A 17,717-nucleotide genomic window follows, 5' to 3' on the forward strand; every position below is an offset into this window, starting at 1 on the left:
GCCAGCTGCCGGCCTTCACCGCGCGGGTGCCGGCCGATGGCCGACGCTGCGCCATCCCCGGCAAGCGCGCCCGGTGGCCCGCTACAGGCGGATCGGCGTCAGGCCCAGACCGCCGGCCTTTTCCAATGCCGCCGGGCTGGTGACGACGGCCGTGCTGGCGCGCTCGGGCACCAGATAGGTCGCCGCCACCCGGCGCAAATCGTCCAGCGTGACGCCCAGCACGGCCTGCCGGTAGGCCTGGCGGGCCTCGGCGGTGCGGCCGAACAGGCCGGCATGAAAGGCCTTGCGCGCCTCGCCGGCCGGTGAGGCCGGGCGATCGATGGCGCCAATCACGCCCAGGATCGCTTCTTCCACCGCCTGCGGCGGGTGGTCCGCGTCGTGCAGCCAGGCCAGGGCACGCTCGAAGTCGGCCAGCGTCTCGGCCAGGCGCGGGTCGCGGTAGCTGTAGAAGCGAAACGCCGCGCTGTCGGCGTCGAAGCCGGCCCCGCCGCCATAGGCGCCGCCCTTTTCGCGGATCGCGGTGTGCAGAAAGCCATTGCGCAGGTAGCCGCCCAGCACCGTCAGGGCCGGCGCGTCCGGGTGGCTCCAGGCCACGGCAGGATAGGCGCGGGCGCAGAAATTGACCTGCGTGTTGGTGGTCCAGGCCTCGGCCACGCGGCCGCTGACCGGCGCCAGGGCCAGGGTCTGATCCGACCCGCTGGGCCTGGCGCCGGTGTCCTGCCACACCTGCGCCAGGCGCAGGGCGATGTCGGGGTGTTGTTCGTCCTCGGCCACGATGACGAACTGCACCGGTGCGGCAGCGATGCGCGCGCGCAGTTCGCCCAATCGGTCGCCCAGCGCCTTGAGCGCGGCCGGATCGTTCAGGCTGTCGTCGAGCGCCTTGATGGCCTTGATGCCGGCCAGGCCCGACCACTGGTGGGCAAGCCGCGCCACCGGACTCATGCCGGCGCTGGCGGCGGCCATCGCCAGCGCGTGGCCGTTGCCGGTGACCGAGTTCTCGTCACTCATCCGGGCCTGGGCGATCAGCTCGCGCAGGCGGGCGAGTTCGTCGAAACGCGCCGTGTGCAGCGTCTCGTGCAGCAGCTTCGACAGCGCGCCGTGGTTGCGCACCAGTGCCTTGCCGGACACCACGAACAGGCCGCGGCTGGTCTGGCTGTCCGCCGCCAGTGCGCCGACGCTGGCGCTGGCGCTGATGCCGCCGGTCAGCGCCGCCTGCAGGGCCTGCGTTTGCGTGTAGTCGCGGCCGCCGGCGCCGACTTCGCTGAGCGTTTCGGCCAGCAGCGGCAGCAGCTCGAGGGCCTCGTCGTCCAGCGGCGGCAGGTCGATGACGATCTGCTGGTAGACCAGGCCGTTGGTCGGTTGGTCGTACCAGGTGGCCGGCAGGCCGACCACCGGTTCGTGTACGGCGGGCGGAATCTTCAGCGCCGGGGCGACGTCCTTGCGGGTCACGCGCGGCAGGATGTCGGGGTCGTCCTGCTGTGCCTGGCGGGTTTCGAGCGCCTTGGCCTGGGCCACGATGCGCTCGCGCTGCGTGGCGGAGAGGCCTTCGCGAAGCGCCGCCAGGCGGGCCTTCTCGGCGGCCAGCTCGCGCTCGGCCTGAGTGGCGTCGGGCGTCATCGTCAGGCGCACGCGATGCGGGTTGTCCAGCAGCCAGCGGCGCACTTCGTTCTGCACGAAACCGGGCTCGGCGGCGGCGGCGCGCAGGCGCTCGAGTGCGGCGTCGATGCCCAGCGCCTGCACCGGATCGCCATGGTGCACGGCCTGCGGCAGGGCGTTCATGATCAGTTGCAGGCCGTAGGGGTAGCGGTCGCCGCCGATCTCGCGCCTGCCAAGCTCGATCTGGTGCAGCATGGCCTCGACCTGCTCGGCCGGCACGCCGCTTTCGGCCACCTGCGCCAGCACGTCGAGCACCAGTTTTTCGACCGCCTCGGCGTGTTCCGGCTCCGAGCCCTCGACGCCGGCCGCGAACAGCAGTTCGCGCGCCGAATCGTCCAGGCCGCACAGCGGCGAGGGCGCGCTGCCAAGCTCGGTGGTCTCCAGCGCATTCATCAGCGGCGAGGATGAGTTGTCCAGCAGCAGGCGCGACAGCAGGTTAAGGCGCAGCACCTGGTCCAGGTCGGTCATGTCGCCCAGCAGCCAGCCGAGCACGATGTGCGTCTTGCGCGCGGTATCGCCGTCCTCGGCGGCGTAGGTTTCCTGCACCACGCGCGGGGCCGGGTAGCGCTGTTCGGGCGGCACGCGAAGGTCGATGTCCAGGCGCTCGAAATGGCGCAGCACGCGGTCTTCCATGATGGCCTGGTGCTCGGCGGCCGGGATGTCGCCGTAAGTGAAGAAGGTCGCGTTGCTGGGGTGGTAGTGCCGGGCGTGGAAGGCCTTGAGCTGTTCGTAGGTGAGGTCCGGGATGTGCTGCGGGTCGCCGCCGGAGTTGTGATGGTAGGTGGTGGTCGGGTAGACCTCGCGCGCCAGTGCCTGCCACAGTGCCGACACCGGTGCGCTCATGGCGCCCTTCATCTCGTTGAACACCACGCCCTTGAAGGTGAGCTCGGAGTCGGGATTGCCGGCCTCGGCGAATTCGAGCCGATGGCCTTCCTGGGCGAAATCGAGCGGATCGAGCGTCGGGAAGAAGGCCGCGTCCAGGTACACGTCCAGCAGGTTGAAGAAGTCCTTGCGGTTCTGACTGGCGAACGGGTAGGCGGTCCAGTCGCTGGCCGTCATGGCGTTCATGAAGGTGTTCAGCGAGCGGCGCAGCATCAGGAAGAACGGATCGCGCACCGGGTAGTGGCGGCTGCCGCACAGGGCAGTGTGTTCCAGGATATGGGCGACACCGGTCGAGTCCTGCGGCACGGTCAGGAAGGCCACCAGGAAGGCGTTGTTGTCGTCGGCGGCGGCCAGGTGGATGTGCCGGGCGCCGGTGACGCGGTGGCGGTACTCCTCGACCGTGAGGCTCAGCGCCGACACGCGCTCGCTGCGCACCAATTCGAAAGCGGGATGGGTCATGCCGTGGCCGTTGTGTCGACGAATAAGGGATGAGGCCAGTTTAGCAGGGGGCTGTGAGGCAACCGGGCGGGCTGCCCAACGACGGCGATGAGCCGGCCCCCGGACATCGGCAGCAGGAGCGGGCCGCGCGACGACGGATGATCGACTGGCGTGCCGTGTTGGTGCCCCCACCGAGAATCGAACTCGGGTCTGACGCTTACAAGGCGTCTGCTAGACCTTCCAGCTATAGGGGCGTGTTGCCTCGGCGCATCGCTTCCCCGGGGCTTCGGCGGCGCGGGGCCGCGGCTTCATTCTGGGGACTGCAGCGGCGGAGCATTTTACACCGCGGCGTTTGGTCGACGAGGCAGGCGTCCGGCAACAAAAAAAGGGCCGGGGAGGGTGCCCCCCGGCCCTTTTGGCACACCGAATGGCTTTAGAGGTTGTAGCCGCGTTCGTCGTGCAGGGCCAGATCGAGGCCTTCGTTCTCCTGCTCGGGTGTGGCGCGCAGGCCGATCACCAGGTCGATCACCTTCAGGATGATGAAGGTGGCGATGCCGCTGAAGCCGACCGTCACCAGCACGCCCTTGAGCTGAATCCACAGCTGTGCGGCCATGTCGAACTCGGTCTTGACACCGCCCAGGCTGGCCGCGGCGAACACGCCGGTCAGCAGCGCGCCGATGATGCCGCCGACGCCATGCACGCCGAACACGTCGAGCGAGTCGTCGTAGCCGAAGGCGCGCTTCATCTTGGTGGCTGCCAGGAAGCACAGCACACCGGCCACGACGCCGATCACCAGCGCGCCCATCGGGCCGACGAAGCCGGAGGCAGGGGTGATGGCAACCAGACCGGCGACCGCGCCCGACGCGATGCCCAGCACGCTCGGCTTGCCGTGGCTGATCCACTCGATGAACATCCAGCCGAGCGCCGCCGCTGCCGTGGCGATCTGCGTCACCGCCATGGCCATGCCGGCCGTACCGTTGGCGGCCACCGCGCTGCCGGCATTGAAGCCGAACCAGCCCACCCACAGCATGGAGGCGCCGATCAGCGTGTAGCCCAGGTTATGCGGCGGCATGGCGGTGGTCGGAAAGCCCTTGCGGGGGCCCAGCACCAGGCAGGCCACCAGACCGGCGATGCCGGCGTTGATGTGCACCACGGTACCGCCGGCGAAGTCCAGCACGCCCCAGTCCCACATCAGGCCGCCGTTGCCGCTCCACACCATGTGCGCGGTAGGCGTATAGACGATGGTGAACCACAGCGCCATGAACCACATCATGGCCGAGAACTTCATGCGCTCGGCAAAGGCGCCGACGATGAGCGCCGGCGTGATGATGGCAAAGGTCATCTGGAAGCACATGAACACCGATTCCGGGATGGTCATGGTCAGGCTTTCGACGGTCAGGCCGCTCAGGAAGGCCTTGCTCAGCCCACCGACGAAGCTGTTCAGGTTGACCACCCCCTGCTCCATGCCGGTGGTATCGAACGCCATGCTGTAGCCGTAAATCGTCCACAGCACCGTGATGAGCGCCGTGATAGCAAAACACTGCATCAACACCGACAACACGTTCTTGCTGCGCACCATGCCGGCGTAAAACAGGGCCAGGCCCGGGATGGTCATGAACAGCACCAGCGCGGTCGAGGTCAGCATCCAGGCGGTGTCGCCAGAATTCAGGACCGGGCCTGCTGCCTCTTCTGCCAGTGCCAGGCCGGGCAGGCACAGCCCGATCGTTGCCAGTGCGGCAAGCCCGCGTCGCATCAGGGTTTTCATCGATAAGCTCCCTCAGTTAAGGATTCGTCGGCCACGAACCGGCGCGTCGGCGCTACAGCGCGTCGGCACCGGTCTCGCCGGTACGAATACGAATGACCTGCCCCAGGTCATAGACGAAAATCTTGCCGTCACCGATCTTGCCGGTGTTGGCAGAGTTGGTGATTGCCTCGATGACACGGTCGACGTCCGTCTCGTCGACCGCGACCTCGATTTTTACCTTGGGCAGGAAATCCACGACATATTCGGCGCCGCGATAAAGTTCGGTGTGCCCTTTCTGGCGACCGAACCCTTTCACCTCGGTGACCGTGATGCCTTGCACCCCGACCCCCGACAGCGCCTCGCGCACATCGTCAAGCTTGAACGGCTTGATCACCGCACAGACCATCTTCATTGCAGTACTCCTCGGGCAAGACGGAACCGCAGGCAGGCCTCTGGGCAGCCTGCCCCCGGCACCGCGATATCAAGCGCATCACCAGCCCCCGTTCAGGGAGGCGAGACGGTGCGGACTGAACCGGCATGTACCAGTAGGGCCTGTTAAGCACGGCCTGTGCCAAAGTGGCGGTCGGGCATTGGGGTATAGTCGGAAACGAAGCGAGAATAGGGTTTGTACGACATCTCAAGGCGATCGTTTGCACCATATAAGTGCATTTGAATTGGACGTCTGACCTTAATCAGGGCGACTCCGTAGCGAGCGGTGCCGCCCCGTCCGGAGTGATTGCGATGACCAATCCCGTGCCACCTTCGCCGCTGCACTGGCTGCACGGCATCGCCAGCGAACTGGAGGGCCTTCGCACTGTGACGGTGCAACGCCTGAGCCAGCGACTGGGGTTGCCGAGTCGGGAGGAATTCGAGGTGCAGCGCGCGCTGCTGGAGGATGCCCGCGAACGCCTGACCCGGGTGCAGGCACAGGTCGAGGCCCTCGCCGCCCGTCTCGACGGCAATCCCTGACCATCCGCGGGCGCCCATGTCGCTGGCGATCCTGCGCAGCCGCGCCCAGTTCGGCATCGACGCGCCGCTGGTCACGATCGAGGCGCATCTGACTGGAGGCCTCCCGGCGCTGGCCATCGTCGGTCTGCCGGAAACCGCCGTGCGCGAGGCCAGGGACCGCGTGCGCAGCGCGCTGCTGAACAGCGGCTTCGAATTTCCAGCCCGGCGCGTCACCATCAACCTCGCCCCGGCCGACCTGCCCAAGGAAGGTGGACGCTTCGATCTGGGCATCGCGCTGGCCATCCTGGTCGCCTCCGGCCAGCTCCCGACGGATTGTCTGGACGGCTACGAGTTCATCGGCGAACTGGGCCTGGGCGGCGAACTGCGTCCGGTGCGTGGCGTATTGCCGGTGGCCTTGCAGGCGCAGCGCGCCGGTGCGCGTCTGGTGCTGCCGCAGGCCAACGCGGCTGAAGCGGCGCTGGCGCCGGATCTGACCGCCTACGGTGCCGAACACCTGCTGGCGGTGTGCGGCCACCTGACCGGCAACGCGCCGCTTGCGGCAGCGCAGCGGGCGGTACCGTTGGACGGCGCCTGCGTGCCCGATCTGGCCGACGTGCGCGGCCAGCCAGCTGCGCGCCGGGCGCTGGAAATCGCCGCCGCCGGCGGTCACAGCCTGCTGATGCTGGGCCCGCCGGGCGCCGGCAAGACCATGCTGGCCACGCGCCTGCCGGGCATCCTGCCGCCGCTGACCGAGCAGGAGGCGCTCGAGACGGCGGCGGTGCAGTCGATCAGCGTCGGGGGTTTCGATGTCCGCCACTGGGGCCAGCGGCCGGTGCGCGCACCCCACCACACGGCCTCCGCCGCGGCACTGGCCGGCGGCGGCACCACGCCGCGGCCGGGCGAGATCTCGCTCGCCCATCACGGCGTGCTGTTTCTGGACGAGCTGCCGGAGTTCGACCGCCAGGTGCTGGAAGTGCTGCGCGAGCCGCTGGAGTCCGGGCACATCAGCATTGCCCGGGCGGCGCTGAAAGCCGAATTCCCGGCCCGTTTTCAGCTGGTGGCGGCCATGAATCCGTGCCCCTGCGGGTATCTGGGCGATGCCGGCGGCCGCTGTCGCTGCACCCCGGAGCAGGTGCGCCGTTACCGCGGCCGCTTGTCCGGACCGCTGCTGGACCGCATCGACCTGCACGTGGAGCTGCCGCCGGTCGCGCACGAGCTGCTGCTGGCGCAGGAGCACGCCGGCGCCGAGCCGTCGGCCGCGGTGCGCGAGCGCGTGCAAGCAGCGCAGCAGCGCCAGTTCGCCCGCAGTGGTTGCCTGAACGCGCGTCTGGACCCGGCCGGCCTGCGCCGGCATGCGCGGCTGACCGAGTCCCAGCAGCAGTTCCTGGCGCGCGCCATCGGCACCCTCGGGCTGTCCGCGCGGGCCACGCACCGGGTGCTGCGCATTGCCCGCACCTGTGCCGATCTTGCCGGCAGCGAGGCGCTCGACATGCCGCACCTGGCCGAGGCGCTGCAGTATCGCTTGCTCGATCGGCGGCCCCACAGTGCGTATTGATGGGTTGTTGACTTGCGTCCGACTGCGACTAGAATGCCAACCAGCCTTTGTTTCCCGTCGGCCCGGCGCAATGCCACCGCCCACGCAGGCCTGCCCTGCGTCCCTGCCACTGTCGATCCATAACCAGAGTCCATGAGCGAACACGTCAAGCACATTTCTGACGACTCCTTCGAGCAGGATGTCCTGCAGGCGCCGGGGCCGGTACTGGTCGACTACTGGGCCGAGTGGTGTGGCCCGTGCAAGATGATCGCGCCGGTGCTCGACGAGGTCGGCAAGGAGTACGCCGGGCGCCTGACGGTGGCCAAGCTGAACGTGGACGAGAACCCCAAGACGCCGCCGCGCTACGGCATTCGCGGCATTCCGACCCTGATGCTGTTCAAGGACGGCAATGTGGAGGCCACCAAGGTCGGTGCCCTGTCGAAGTCGCAGCTTGCCGCGTGGCTGGACAGCAATCTCTGATCCCGGCTTTTTCTCAAGTCGCCCATCGCTGGCGCCGATAGTTCGATTGGCACGAGCGGGCTCTCAATCTTCAGGCCAGCCGCTCAGCTGTAGACGATTCCCGATAAACGTTCTGAAGGTTCAGGGTGTCCGGTTGTTGCCGCGACATGCCAACAACAACAAGTTTTTCGCAGGTTTTCATTCCCGGTCCGTCCCCCGGACTGCCTCTCCAACTGCGCCGCCCCTTCGCTTTCGCGGTGCTCCTCGTCAAATCCGCAAACACATATGAATCTGACCGCGCTGAAACTCACGCCGGTGGCCGAACTGGTGGCCATGGCCCAGGAATCGCGTCTGGAGGGTGCCTCCCGCCAGCGCAAGGAAGAAATCATCTTTGCCCTGCTCAAGGCCCACGCCCGCAAGGGCGAGGACATCTTCGGCGAAGGCGTGATGGAAATGCTGCCGGACGGCTACGGCTTCCTGCGCTCGAACACCAATTCCTACCTGGCGAGCCTGGACGACATCTACGTCTCGCCCAGTCAAATCCGCCGCTTCGGCCTGCGCACCGGCGACACCATCTCCGGCAAGATTCGCCCGCCCAAGGACGGCGAGCGCTACTTCGCGCTGCTCAAGATCGACGAGCTGAACTTCGAGCCGCTGGAAGCGGCCCGCAACAAGATTCTGTTCGAGAACCTGACGCCCCTGTTCGCCGACGAGCGCTTCACGCTCGAGCGCGGCAACGGCACCACCGAGGACATCACCCCGCGCATCATCGACATGGTGGCGCCGATCGGCAAAGGCCAGCGCGGCTTGATCGTGTCGCCGCCCAAGGCCGGCAAGACCATGATGTTGCAGTCGGTCGCCCACTCGCTGACCGCCAACCACCCCGAGATCTACCTCATGGTGCTGCTCATCGACGAGCGGCCGGAGGAAGTGACCGAAATGCGCCGCACGGTGCGCGGCGAGGTCATCGCCAGCACCTTCGACGAGGCCGCCACGCGCCACGTACAGGTGGCCGACATGGTGATCGAGAAGGCCAAGCGTCTGGTCGAGCACAAGCGCGACGTGGTGATCCTGCTCGATTCCATCACGCGCCTGGCGCGCGCCTACAACACCGTCATCCCGTCCTCGGGCAAGGTGCTGACCGGCGGTGTCGATGCCCACGCCCTGGACAAGCCGAAGAAATTCTTTGGCGCCGCCCGCAACATCGAGGAAGGCGGCAGCCTGACCATCATCGCCACCACGCTGGTCGAGACCGGCTCGCGCATGGATGACGTGATCTACGAGGAGTTCAAGGGCACCGGCAACATGGAAATCCACCTCGAACGCAAGATTGCCGAGCGGCGCATCTTCCCGGCCATCAACATCAACCGCTCCGGCACCCGCCGCGAGGAGCTGCTGATGAAGCCGGACGAAGTGCAAAAGGTGTGGATCCTGCGCCGCCTGCTGGCCTCCATGGACGAGGTCGCAGCCATGGAATTCCTGCTCGAACGCCTCAAGAACACCAAGAGCAACGGCGAGTTCTTCGCCTCCATGAAGGCCTGATATCGGCCTGTTCCTTTTATTAATTTAATCCGCAACCCGCTGAGGACCCGTCCCGTGAACAAGCCCGTCCGCATCGCTGTCACCGGCTGCGCCGGCAATATCGGCTACGCACTGCTGTTCCGCATCGCCGCCGGCGACATGCTCGGCCCCGACCAGCCGGTCATCCTGCACCTGCTGGAAGTCACGCCGGCCCTGAAGGCGCTCGAAGGCGTGAGCATGGAACTGCGCGACTGCGCGTTCCCGCTGCTGGCCGATATCGTGGCCACCGACGATCCGGCGGTCGGCTTCAAGGATGCCGACTACGCCATCCTGGTCGGTGCCCGCCCGCGCGGTCCGGGCATGGAGCGCAAGGACCTGCTGGAGGCCAACGGCGCCATCTTCACCGTGCAGGGCAAGGCGCTGAACGACCACGCCAGCCGCGGCGTGAAGGTGCTGGTGGTCGGCAACCCGGCCAACACCAACGCCCTGATCGCCATGCGCAGCGCACCGGACCTGGACCCGCGCCAGTTCACGGCCATGATGCGCCTGGACCACAACCGTGCCATCAGCCAGCTGGCTGCCAAAACCGGCTCGACGGTGCCGGCCATCCGCCGCATGACCGTGTGGGGTAACCACTCTTCCACGCAGTACCCGGATATTTCGCACACGCTGGTCGATGGCCGTCCGGCGCCGGAACTGGTCGATCAGGCCTGGCTTGAGACCGACTTCATCCCCACCGTGCAGCAGCGCGGCGCCGCCATCATCGCCGCCCGCGGCGCGTCGAGCGCCGCCTCGGCGGCGTCGGCAGCCATCGATCACATGCGCACCTGGGCGCTGGGCACCGCCGACGGCGACTGGGTCAGCATGGGCATTCCCAGCGACGGCAGCTACGGCATCCCGGAGGGCATCATCTATTCCTATCCGGTGACCTGCCGCGACGGGCGCTACGAGATCGTGCAGAACCTCCCCGTCAGCGCCTTCAGCCGCGCCCGCATGGATGCCACCGCCCGGGAGCTGCTGGAAGAACGTGAGGCCGTCCAGCACCTGCTGTGACGTGCGCTAAAACTTGCCCGGCGGGCCGCTTTCTTCTACCCTACGCGGCCCGCCGCGCCGTGCCCTCCCAACCCAGACCGCGCCATGAAACCCGATATTCATCCCAAGTACGAAGAAGTCACCGTCACCTGCAGCTGCGGCAACACCTTCCAGACCCGTTCCGCGCTGGCCAAGCCGGAGCTGGCAATCGACGTGTGTTCCAGCTGCCACCCGTTCTACACCGGCAAGCAGAAGGTCGGCGACCGCCGCGGCCGAGTGGAGCGCTTCAAGCGCCGCTACGGCATGGCGTGATGCCGGGCCGGTTCGCCGGCCTCGCTCACAAAGGGCGCCTCCTGGCGCCCTTTGTGTTTCTGGCCGGTGTTCTGTTTGCGAGCAACTCGCCGGCAGCCTGCCGGCCCCCAGGGCCTGTGGAGCAGGGCACCGTGGCCGGGCACTACGACGGCGACACGCTACGCCTCGCCGACGACCGCCGCGTGCGCCTGCTGGGCATCGACACGCCCGAGATGAACTACCGAAAGGGTACGCCGCAGCCGCTGGCGCAGCGCGCCCTGCAGCGCACGCGAAGCTTGCTGCCTCAGGGCGGCCCGGTGCGTCTGGCGCGCGACCGGCAGGTACAGGATCGCTACGGCCGACTGCTGGCGCATGCCTACCGCCCGGACGGCACCAGCGTGGAGGAAACCCTGCTGCGCGAAGGACTCGCGGTGAGCTTCATCGTGCCGCCGAACGTCGCCCTGGCGGACTGCCTGCTGGCCGCCGAGCGGCAGGCCCGCGTGGCCCGCCGCGGCCTGTGGGCCTTGCCCGACTACCAGCCGCAGGCGGCCGGCAAGGTCCTGGCCGACGGCCGCTATCGCCTGGTGCGCGGCCGGGTCACCAGCGCCCTGCAGCGTGGCGACTGGGTACTGCTGAAGCTCGACCGGCGCGTGCAGCTGCGCATCGCGCGCGCCGACTGGAAAGGCTTCGAACCGGCCGATCACCTGGCCTGGCGTGGCCGGGATGTGATCGCGCGGGGCAAAATCCAGTCCCGAAACGGCGCTGCGCAGCTGCGTCTGTGGCACCCGGCGCAGATCGACCTGTCCAAGTAGTCTCCATGCGCAAGTTCCTCACCATTACCGGTCTGTGTCTGACGCTCGCCGCCTGCGCCACCAACCCGGTCAGCGGCCGGCGCGAGATGGCGCTGATGTCCGAGGCGCAGGAAATCTCCATCGGTCGCGACATGCACCCCAAGGTGCTCCAGCAGTACGGTCAATACGACGATCCGGCGCTGCAAGCCTACGTGCAGGGCGTGGGCGAGAAGCTCGCCGCCCACAGCCACCGCAGCAACCTGATCTACCGCTTCACGGTGGTCGATTCCACCGACATCAACGCCTTCGCGCTGCCCGGCGGCTACATCTACATCACCCGCGGCCTGCTGGCATACCTGGGCAGCGAGGCCGAAATGGCCGGCGTGCTGGGGCACGAAATCGGCCACGTCACGGCCCGCCACGCGGTGCGCCAGTACACCGCCGCCACCGCCGCTCAATTGGGCATGACGCTGGGCAGCATCTTCGTGCCGGGCCTGGGCAGCAACGTGGGTCAGAACGTCATGGGCGTGCTGGGTCAGGCCATGCTCAGCGGCTACGGGCGCGAGCACGAACTCGAATCCGACGGCCTGGGCGCCGAATACCTGGCCCGCGCCGGCTACGACCCGCAGGCGATCCTGGGCGTGCTGCGCACGCTCAAGGCGCAGGGCGATTACGCCGCAGCGCAGGCCAAGGCCGAAGGCCGGCAGCCGCAGTCCTACCACGGTCTTTTCGCCAGTCACCCGGACGAGGACACGCGCCTGAAGGAGGTGCTCACAAAGGCGTCCTTCCTGGCGCCCGACAAGCCGGCCGACAACGGCCGCGATGCGTTCCTGAAGCACATCGACGGCATGGTGTTCGGCGACAGCGCGGCGCAGGGCATCCGCCGCGGCAACCGCTTCTATCATCGCGACCTTAACTTCGCCCTCGAATTCCCGCCCGGCTGGCGGCTGGAGAACCGGCCCGATCGGCTGCTGGCCATCGCACCCGGCGGCAAGGCCCAGGCGCAGCTCAGCAGCCAGGACCTGAACCAGCGTGAGACGCCGCGCGAGTTCATGATCCGCCGCCTCGGCATCAAGAACCCGGCCGGCGAGGAAATCAGCCCGGCCGGGCTGCCCGGCTACACCGCGTCACTGAAAATCCAGGGCCGGCCCGGCCGCGTCAGCGTCATCTTTCATCGCAACCAGGCGTATGTGCTGGCCAGCGTGGCGCTGGACGGGGCGGACAGCCAGGCGGTCGACGCGGCCATGCGCCAGACGGCGCTGGGCTTTCACCCGCTGCGCGAGGACGAGAAGGCGCTGGCCGAGCCACTGCGCCTGCGCCTGAAAACCGCCGCGGCCGGCGACAGCTTCGCCGCCCTGGCCAAGGGCTCGCGCCTGCCCGGCGACGCCCAGGCCCAGCTGCGGCTGCTGAACGGCCACTACCCGCAGGGCGAACCGAAGCCCGGCGACATCCTGAAAATCGTGGAATGAGCATGAGTCTCGAACGCCAGATCGAACGCCTGAACCCGCCGCAGCGCGAGGCCGTCACCGCGCCCGGCCAGACCGCCCTGGTGCTGGCCGGCGCCGGCAGCGGCAAGACCCGCGTGCTGACGCACCGCATCGCCTGGCTGATCGAGGTCGAGCGCGCCGCGCCGCTGGAGATCCTGGCCGTCACCTTCACCAACAAGGCCGCGGCCGAAATGCGCGAGCGCATCGGCCAGCTGGTGCCGCTGCCGCCGCGGGGCATGTGGGTGGGCACGTTTCACGGCATCGCCCACCGTCTGCTGCGCGCCCACTGGCGCGACGCCGGCTTGTCGGAAACCTTCCAGATCCTGGACTCCGACGACCAGCAGCGGCTGATCAAGCGCCTGCTCAAGGAACTGGGCGACGAGACGCTCAAGCCGGCCCAGGTGGCCGCCTTCATCAATGCCCGCAAGGATGAGGGCCAGCGCGCCCGCCATGTGGACACGCAGGGCTTTGCGGATCGCGCCGTGCTGGCCGAGCTGTACCGCCGCTACGAGGCCGCCTGCGAGCGCGGCGGCATGGTGGACTTTGGCGAACTGCTGCTGCGCAGCAACGAACTGTGGGTGCAGCAGCCGGTGCTGCGCGACCACTACCGGCGGCGCTTCCGCCACATCCTGGTCGACGAGTTCCAGGACACCAACGCCCTGCAATACGCCTGGCTGCGCAACCTCGCCGGGCCGGACACCAGCCTGTTCGCGGTCGGCGACGACGACCAGGCCATCTACGGCTGGCGCGGCGCCAAGGTGGAGAACATGCGCGAGTTCGAGCGCCAGTTCCCGAACGTGAAGGTCGTGCGTCTGGAACAGAACTACCGCTCCACCGGCACCATCCTGGCCGCCGCCAATGCCCTGATCGCCCACAACCGCGAGCGTCTGGGCAAGAACCTGTGGTCGGACGCCGGCAGCGGCGAGCCGATCCGCCTGTACGCCGCCTACAACGAGCAGGACGAGGCGCGCTTCGTGGTCGAACAGATCGAAGCCTGGACCGCCGCCGGCAACCCGCGCTCGGAAGCGGCCATCCTGTACCGCTCCAACGCCCAGTCACGGGCGTTCGAGGAAGCGCTCATGGTGCGGCGCATCAAGTACCGCGTGTACGGCGGCCAGCGCTTCTTCGACCGGGCCGAGATCCGCGATGCACTGGCGTACCTGCGCCTGATCGCCAACCCGGCCGACGACACGGCCTTCGAGCGCGTCATCAACCAGCCGCCGCGCGGCATCGGCGACAAGACCCTCGACACCCTGCGCGGCGAGGCCCGCGCCAGCGGTCTGCCGATGTGGGAGGTGCTGACCCGGCTGCTGCAGGGCGGCGGCCTGACGGGCCGCACAGCCGCGGCACTCGGCGGCTTTGCGCAATTGATCCAGAGCCTGCGCGCCGCCTGCCAGGGCCAGCCGCTGATGGACCAGGCGCTGATGGCCATCCGCGACAGCGGCCTCAAGGAACACCACGCCAAGGACGTGGACGGCAGGGGCGAGGGCCGGGTAGAGAACCTGGACGAACTGGTCAACGCCGCCAGCCTGTTCGTGAACGAGGAAGAAGACCTGGACGAGCTGACCGCCTTCCTGAGCCACGCGGCGCTCGAAGCCGGCGACGCCCAGGGCGAGGCCGGCGCCGACTGCGTGCAGCTGATGACCCTGCACTCGGCCAAGGGGCTCGAATTCCGGCAGGTGTTCCTGGTCGGGGTGGAGGAGGGCCTGTTCCCGAGCCAGCGCTCCATCGACGACCCGGCCCGTCTGGAGGAAGAACGGCGCCTGTGCTACGTCGGCCTGACGCGCGCCCGCGAGCGGCTGTGCGTGAGCTACGCCGAGAGCCGGCGCATCCACGGCGAAACCCGCCCGGCCATGGCCTCGCGCTTCATCGAGGAAATCCCGGCCGAACACCTGACCGAAGTGCGCCTGCGCGGCACGGTCGACCGACCGATGAGCACCCGCCCGAGCGGTGGCTTCGAACGGGGCAGTTACGGCCACGGCGGCTCGCGTTCGGACTGGAGCCCCGGCCGCCGCGACGGCGGACGTGCCGACCTGCAGCCACCACCGCGCCGCGTCAGCGCCTGGAACGATCCACCCAAGGCACCCGACAGCGACAGCGGCCTGTGGGTAGGCCAGCGCGTGCGCCACGGCAAGTTCGGCGAAGGCGTCATCACCGACCTGGAAGGCCAGGGCCCGCGCACCCGCGTGCAGGTCAAGTTCGCCGGCGCCGGCAGCAAATGGCTGATGCTGGACATGGCGGGCCTGACGCCGGCCTGACGGCTGCGCTAGGCGCCGCCGCGTGGCGCCTGCCATGAAAGTAGATGTATCTTTTCACCCACTGAGCGTACGCACGTTCGGTGCGCAGGCGGTAGTGTTTCAACCGGAGACGATCGCCAAGCTGATCGAGCAGCCTGGGCGACCGGGGCACCGAAGGGTAGGCAGGACGCGTGTTCATGTGCAGGCGGTGTTTGTCGGGCATGGTGACCGTTATGAATCATGAGGTTGGCACATGATGCCCAGATTACCGGACATGTCTGATAACACATTTATTCCGACAAATGTCGGATAACTTACGTTGGGCCTCTCGATGACGATTGATCCGGTACTCGAAGTTTTGGCTGAAGCTAAAAAGCTTGCTCAGAAATATCGCATCCTTACAGGCAAGCCATTGGGCATAACCGGAGAGGTAGCTGAATATGAAGCTGCTCGCATTCTTGGGGTTGCACTCACACCCGCGAGGCAGGCAGGCTACGATGCTACCGAAACTCGTAAGGGCAAAGTATTCCACCTTCAAATCAAGGGTCGGTGTGTGCTTGAAGGTAGCAAACCCGGACAGCGCATGGGTTCCATCGACATCAAGAAAAAATTCGATGCAGTTCTACTCGTTCTCCTTGACGGCAACTTCGATGCCACAGTCATTTATGAAGCGCCGCGTGAAGCAGTAATAGCCGCCTTGACAAAACCGGGTTCCAAGTCTCGAAACGAGCGTGGCTCTCTGGGCATATCCCAGTTCAAATCTATCGCCCATGTTCGGTGGCAACGTGCAGCCTAGGCCCAACCCATCAGTCGAGAGGGACTGCGCAAAAGCGCGCAGCCCCTCACTTTTACGTTATGTTTTCGATATGTGCAAAGGGGGATAAATGAAAATTACATACTTAAAAAGGGATGACCAATGGGGTGAGGATGTTAATTTTTATGAAGAACTTCCGAAAAATAAGATTCATTATGTATCAGTGGCAATGCCAGGTTTAACTATGGCAAGCAGTTTCATTGATGACGCAGGATTTACTACGGAAGAAAGATGCGCTTTGATGAATACAGTTAACCAGGCAAAAGAAACTGGCACACTGTATCCTAAAGCCAATATTACACTTTTACCTTCGCCTATTGCAAAAGATAGAATGGGGTTCAACTTAGATGTTTTTAACGATGGAGATTATTCAAAAAAAGAAATTATATCTCACATGGAAGATGCTTTTAAAGCAAATAAGGAATATATAAAAAGTAAGACTATGTATTTCGACTTCAGAAATCTTTGTGTCTCTGAAGAACTTTACCTTGAATATTTGCAATCCACTATCGAGCAATGTAGCAAATCAGATTTACCAGAAACAATTATCACATGGAATATAAAAACATAACCACCTGCTGGTAGGGACGCGCAAATAGCGCGCGGCCCACAGCAGCACGTTATGCCCCAAGAAGCCCGCGTAGGGCGGAATAGCGCAGCGTATTCCGCCTTCCGGTTGCCCCGCCGTCACCGTTACACTCTCGCCATGCCGCATTACGTTCGTGCTGACATCCCTGGCGGCACCTTCTTCTTTACCGTCGCCCTGCTCGAACGCCGCCGCCGGCTGTTGGTCAAGAACATCGGGACGCTGCGTGAAGCGTTTCGCGGCGTCCGGCATCGGCATCCTGTCACCATCGACGCCATCGTGATCCTCCCGGATCACCTGCACTGCGTCTGGACACTGCCGGCCGGCGATGCCGATTTCTCCAGCCGCTGGCGACCGATCAAAGCCGCCTTCGCGCGCGGCATCGCGGCTGGGGAACGGCTGTCCGAACGACGCCAGCCAGCGTAGGGTGGACAAAGCGCAGCGTGCCCACGCGGACACGGCGCCAGTCGTCGCATGCGGCTCATCGAAACCTCGTCAGCCCGCGTAGGGCGGAATAGCGCAGCGTATTCCGCCTCCCGGGTTGCCCCGCCGTCACCGTTACACTCCCGCCATGCCGCATTACGTTCGTGCCGACATCCCTGGCGGAACCTTCTTCTTCACCGTCGCCCTGCTCGAACGCCGCCGCCGGCTGTTGGCCCGGAACATCGGGACGCTGCGCGAAGCGTTTCGCGGCGTCCGGCATCGGCATCCGTTCACCATCGACGCCATCGTGATCCTCCCGGATCACCTGCACTGCGTCTGGACACTGCCGCCCGGCGATGCCGATTTCTCCACCCGCTGGCGACTGATCAAAGCCGCCTTCGCGCGCGGCATCGCGGCTGGGGAACGGCTGTCCGAACGACGCCAGCGCACCGGCGAGCGAGGCATCTGGCAGCGGCGTTCTGGGAACACGCGATCCGCGATGCGGCCGACCTGACCCGACACGTGGACTACATTCATCACAACCCCGTGAAACACGGCCACGCCGACCGCGTTGTGGACTGGCCGTAGTCGTCGTTTCACCGCTACGTCGAGCGGGGTGTTTATCCACCGGACTGGGCCGCCGGATCAGCAGTGCGCGGGTTGAGTTTCGAGTAGCCTTGCTCTCGGAAGGCGGAATACGCTTCGCTATTCCGCCCTACGCGGGCTACGCGGGCTGCGTAAGCCGCCAAACTGGCAGCCCGCCTGGCAGAGCAGTTCTCAGGTGATCGCGAGGCCTACACCCAGGCCAAGGCACCGTTTGTGCAGCGGGTGCTTTGCCATCAGGCCAGCGGCAGGTCGGGGAAACTCGAGTGAC

The 17,717-nt window shown here is 66.4% G+C and carries 15 protein-coding genes, 1 tRNA gene and 2 pseudogenes; 13 read left to right on the forward strand and 5 right to left on the reverse strand.

Going from position 1 to position 17,717, the window contains the following annotated elements:
- Positions 1-81: 81 nt before the first annotated feature.
- The 4 genes from PG2T_RS13195 to PG2T_RS13210 form a co-directional block, all read right to left on the reverse strand.
- A complete protein-coding gene (locus PG2T_RS13195; RefSeq protein WP_068806428.1) occupies positions 82-2,997 on the reverse strand; it encodes an insulinase family protein in 2,916 nt (971 codons plus the stop codon).
- 159 nt (positions 2,998-3,156) lie between these two features.
- Positions 3,157-3,230, reverse strand: a tRNA-Thr gene (locus PG2T_RS13200).
- Between the two features lie 179 nt (positions 3,231-3,409).
- Complete coding sequence (locus PG2T_RS13205) at positions 3,410-4,732, reverse strand: ammonium transporter (protein WP_162493359.1); 1,323 nt, start codon at positions 4,730-4,732, stop codon at positions 3,410-3,412.
- 61 nt (positions 4,733-4,793) lie between these two features.
- Complete coding sequence (locus PG2T_RS13210) at positions 4,794-5,132, reverse strand: P-II family nitrogen regulator (RefSeq protein WP_068806431.1); 339 nt, start codon at positions 5,130-5,132, stop codon at positions 4,794-4,796.
- A 329-nt stretch (positions 5,133-5,461) separates the two neighbouring features.
- On the opposite strand from PG2T_RS13210, the gene PG2T_RS13215 reads away from it, so the two are divergent.
- The 9 genes from PG2T_RS13215 to uvrD all read left to right on the forward strand — a co-directional run bounded on the left by PG2T_RS13215 (position 5,462) and on the right by uvrD (position 15,041).
- Positions 5,462-5,689: an accessory factor UbiK family protein gene (locus PG2T_RS13215; protein ID WP_068806434.1), complete on the forward strand. Its 228-nt coding sequence runs from the start codon at positions 5,462-5,464 to the stop codon at positions 5,687-5,689.
- A 16-nt stretch (positions 5,690-5,705) separates the two neighbouring features.
- On the forward strand, positions 5,706-7,223 hold the full coding sequence (locus tag PG2T_RS13220; RefSeq protein ID WP_068806437.1) for a YifB family Mg chelatase-like AAA ATPase: 1,518 nt from the start codon (positions 5,706-5,708) through the stop codon (positions 7,221-7,223).
- 132 nt (positions 7,224-7,355) lie between these two features.
- Positions 7,356-7,682 carry a thioredoxin TrxA gene (trxA, locus tag PG2T_RS13225; protein WP_068806441.1) on the forward strand — a complete coding sequence of 109 codons (327 nt, stop codon included), beginning with the start codon at positions 7,356-7,358 and terminating at the stop codon, positions 7,680-7,682.
- Between the two features lie 264 nt (positions 7,683-7,946).
- Entirely contained in the window at positions 7,947-9,203 is a 1,257-nt protein-coding gene (gene rho, locus PG2T_RS13230; RefSeq protein WP_068806444.1) for a transcription termination factor Rho, read from the forward strand.
- A gap of 54 nt (positions 9,204-9,257) precedes the next feature.
- Positions 9,258-10,235, forward strand: a complete 978-nt coding sequence (locus PG2T_RS13235; protein ID WP_068806447.1) for a malate dehydrogenase — start codon at positions 9,258-9,260, stop codon at positions 10,233-10,235.
- Positions 10,236-10,319: 84 nt separating this feature from the next.
- Entirely contained in the window at positions 10,320-10,526 is a 207-nt protein-coding gene (gene rpmE, locus PG2T_RS13240) for a 50S ribosomal protein L31 (RefSeq protein ID WP_068806450.1), read from the forward strand.
- Between the two features lie 131 nt (positions 10,527-10,657).
- Complete coding sequence (locus PG2T_RS13245; RefSeq protein WP_236953261.1) at positions 10,658-11,317, forward strand: thermonuclease family protein; 660 nt, start codon at positions 10,658-10,660, stop codon at positions 11,315-11,317.
- Between the two features lie 5 nt (positions 11,318-11,322).
- Complete coding sequence (locus PG2T_RS13250) at positions 11,323-12,765, forward strand: M48 family metalloprotease (protein ID WP_068806457.1); 1,443 nt, start codon at positions 11,323-11,325, stop codon at positions 12,763-12,765.
- Positions 12,762-15,041, forward strand: coding sequence for a DNA helicase II (uvrD, locus tag PG2T_RS13255; protein ID WP_075968190.1), 2,280 nt, complete (start codon positions 12,762-12,764; stop codon positions 15,039-15,041). The genes PG2T_RS13250 and uvrD overlap by 4 nt, the downstream gene beginning before the upstream one ends.
- On the opposite strand, the gene PG2T_RS17070 is transcribed toward uvrD, so the two are convergent.
- Positions 14,977-15,243 (reverse strand): phage integrase N-terminal SAM-like domain-containing protein, encoded by a 267-nt coding sequence (locus PG2T_RS17070; protein WP_075968191.1) that lies wholly within the window; start codon positions 15,241-15,243, stop codon positions 14,977-14,979. The genes uvrD and PG2T_RS17070 overlap by 65 nt on opposite strands.
- 108 nt (positions 15,244-15,351) lie before the next feature.
- On the opposite strand from PG2T_RS17070, the gene PG2T_RS15625 reads away from it, so the two are divergent.
- From PG2T_RS15625 to PG2T_RS13265, 4 genes and pseudogenes are all read left to right on the forward strand, one after another.
- A complete protein-coding gene (locus PG2T_RS15625; RefSeq protein WP_075968223.1) occupies positions 15,352-15,816 on the forward strand; it encodes a DUF6998 domain-containing protein in 465 nt (154 codons plus the stop codon).
- Positions 15,817-15,904: 88 nt separating this feature from the next.
- Positions 15,905-16,405, forward strand: coding sequence for a hypothetical protein (locus tag PG2T_RS16130; RefSeq protein ID WP_145931097.1), 501 nt, complete (start codon positions 15,905-15,907; stop codon positions 16,403-16,405).
- Between the two features lie 135 nt (positions 16,406-16,540).
- Positions 16,541-16,834 (forward strand): annotated as a pseudogene (locus tag PG2T_RS13260) (REP-associated tyrosine transposase); the annotation flags it as partial.
- Between the two features lie 157 nt (positions 16,835-16,991).
- A pseudogene (locus tag PG2T_RS13265) lies at positions 16,992-17,518 on the forward strand (REP-associated tyrosine transposase).
- Positions 17,519-17,717: the final 199 nt, after the last annotated feature.

This window comes from Immundisolibacter cernigliae (genome assembly GCF_001697225.1).
Lineage (GTDB): Bacteria > Pseudomonadota > Gammaproteobacteria > Immundisolibacterales > Immundisolibacteraceae > Immundisolibacter > Immundisolibacter cernigliae.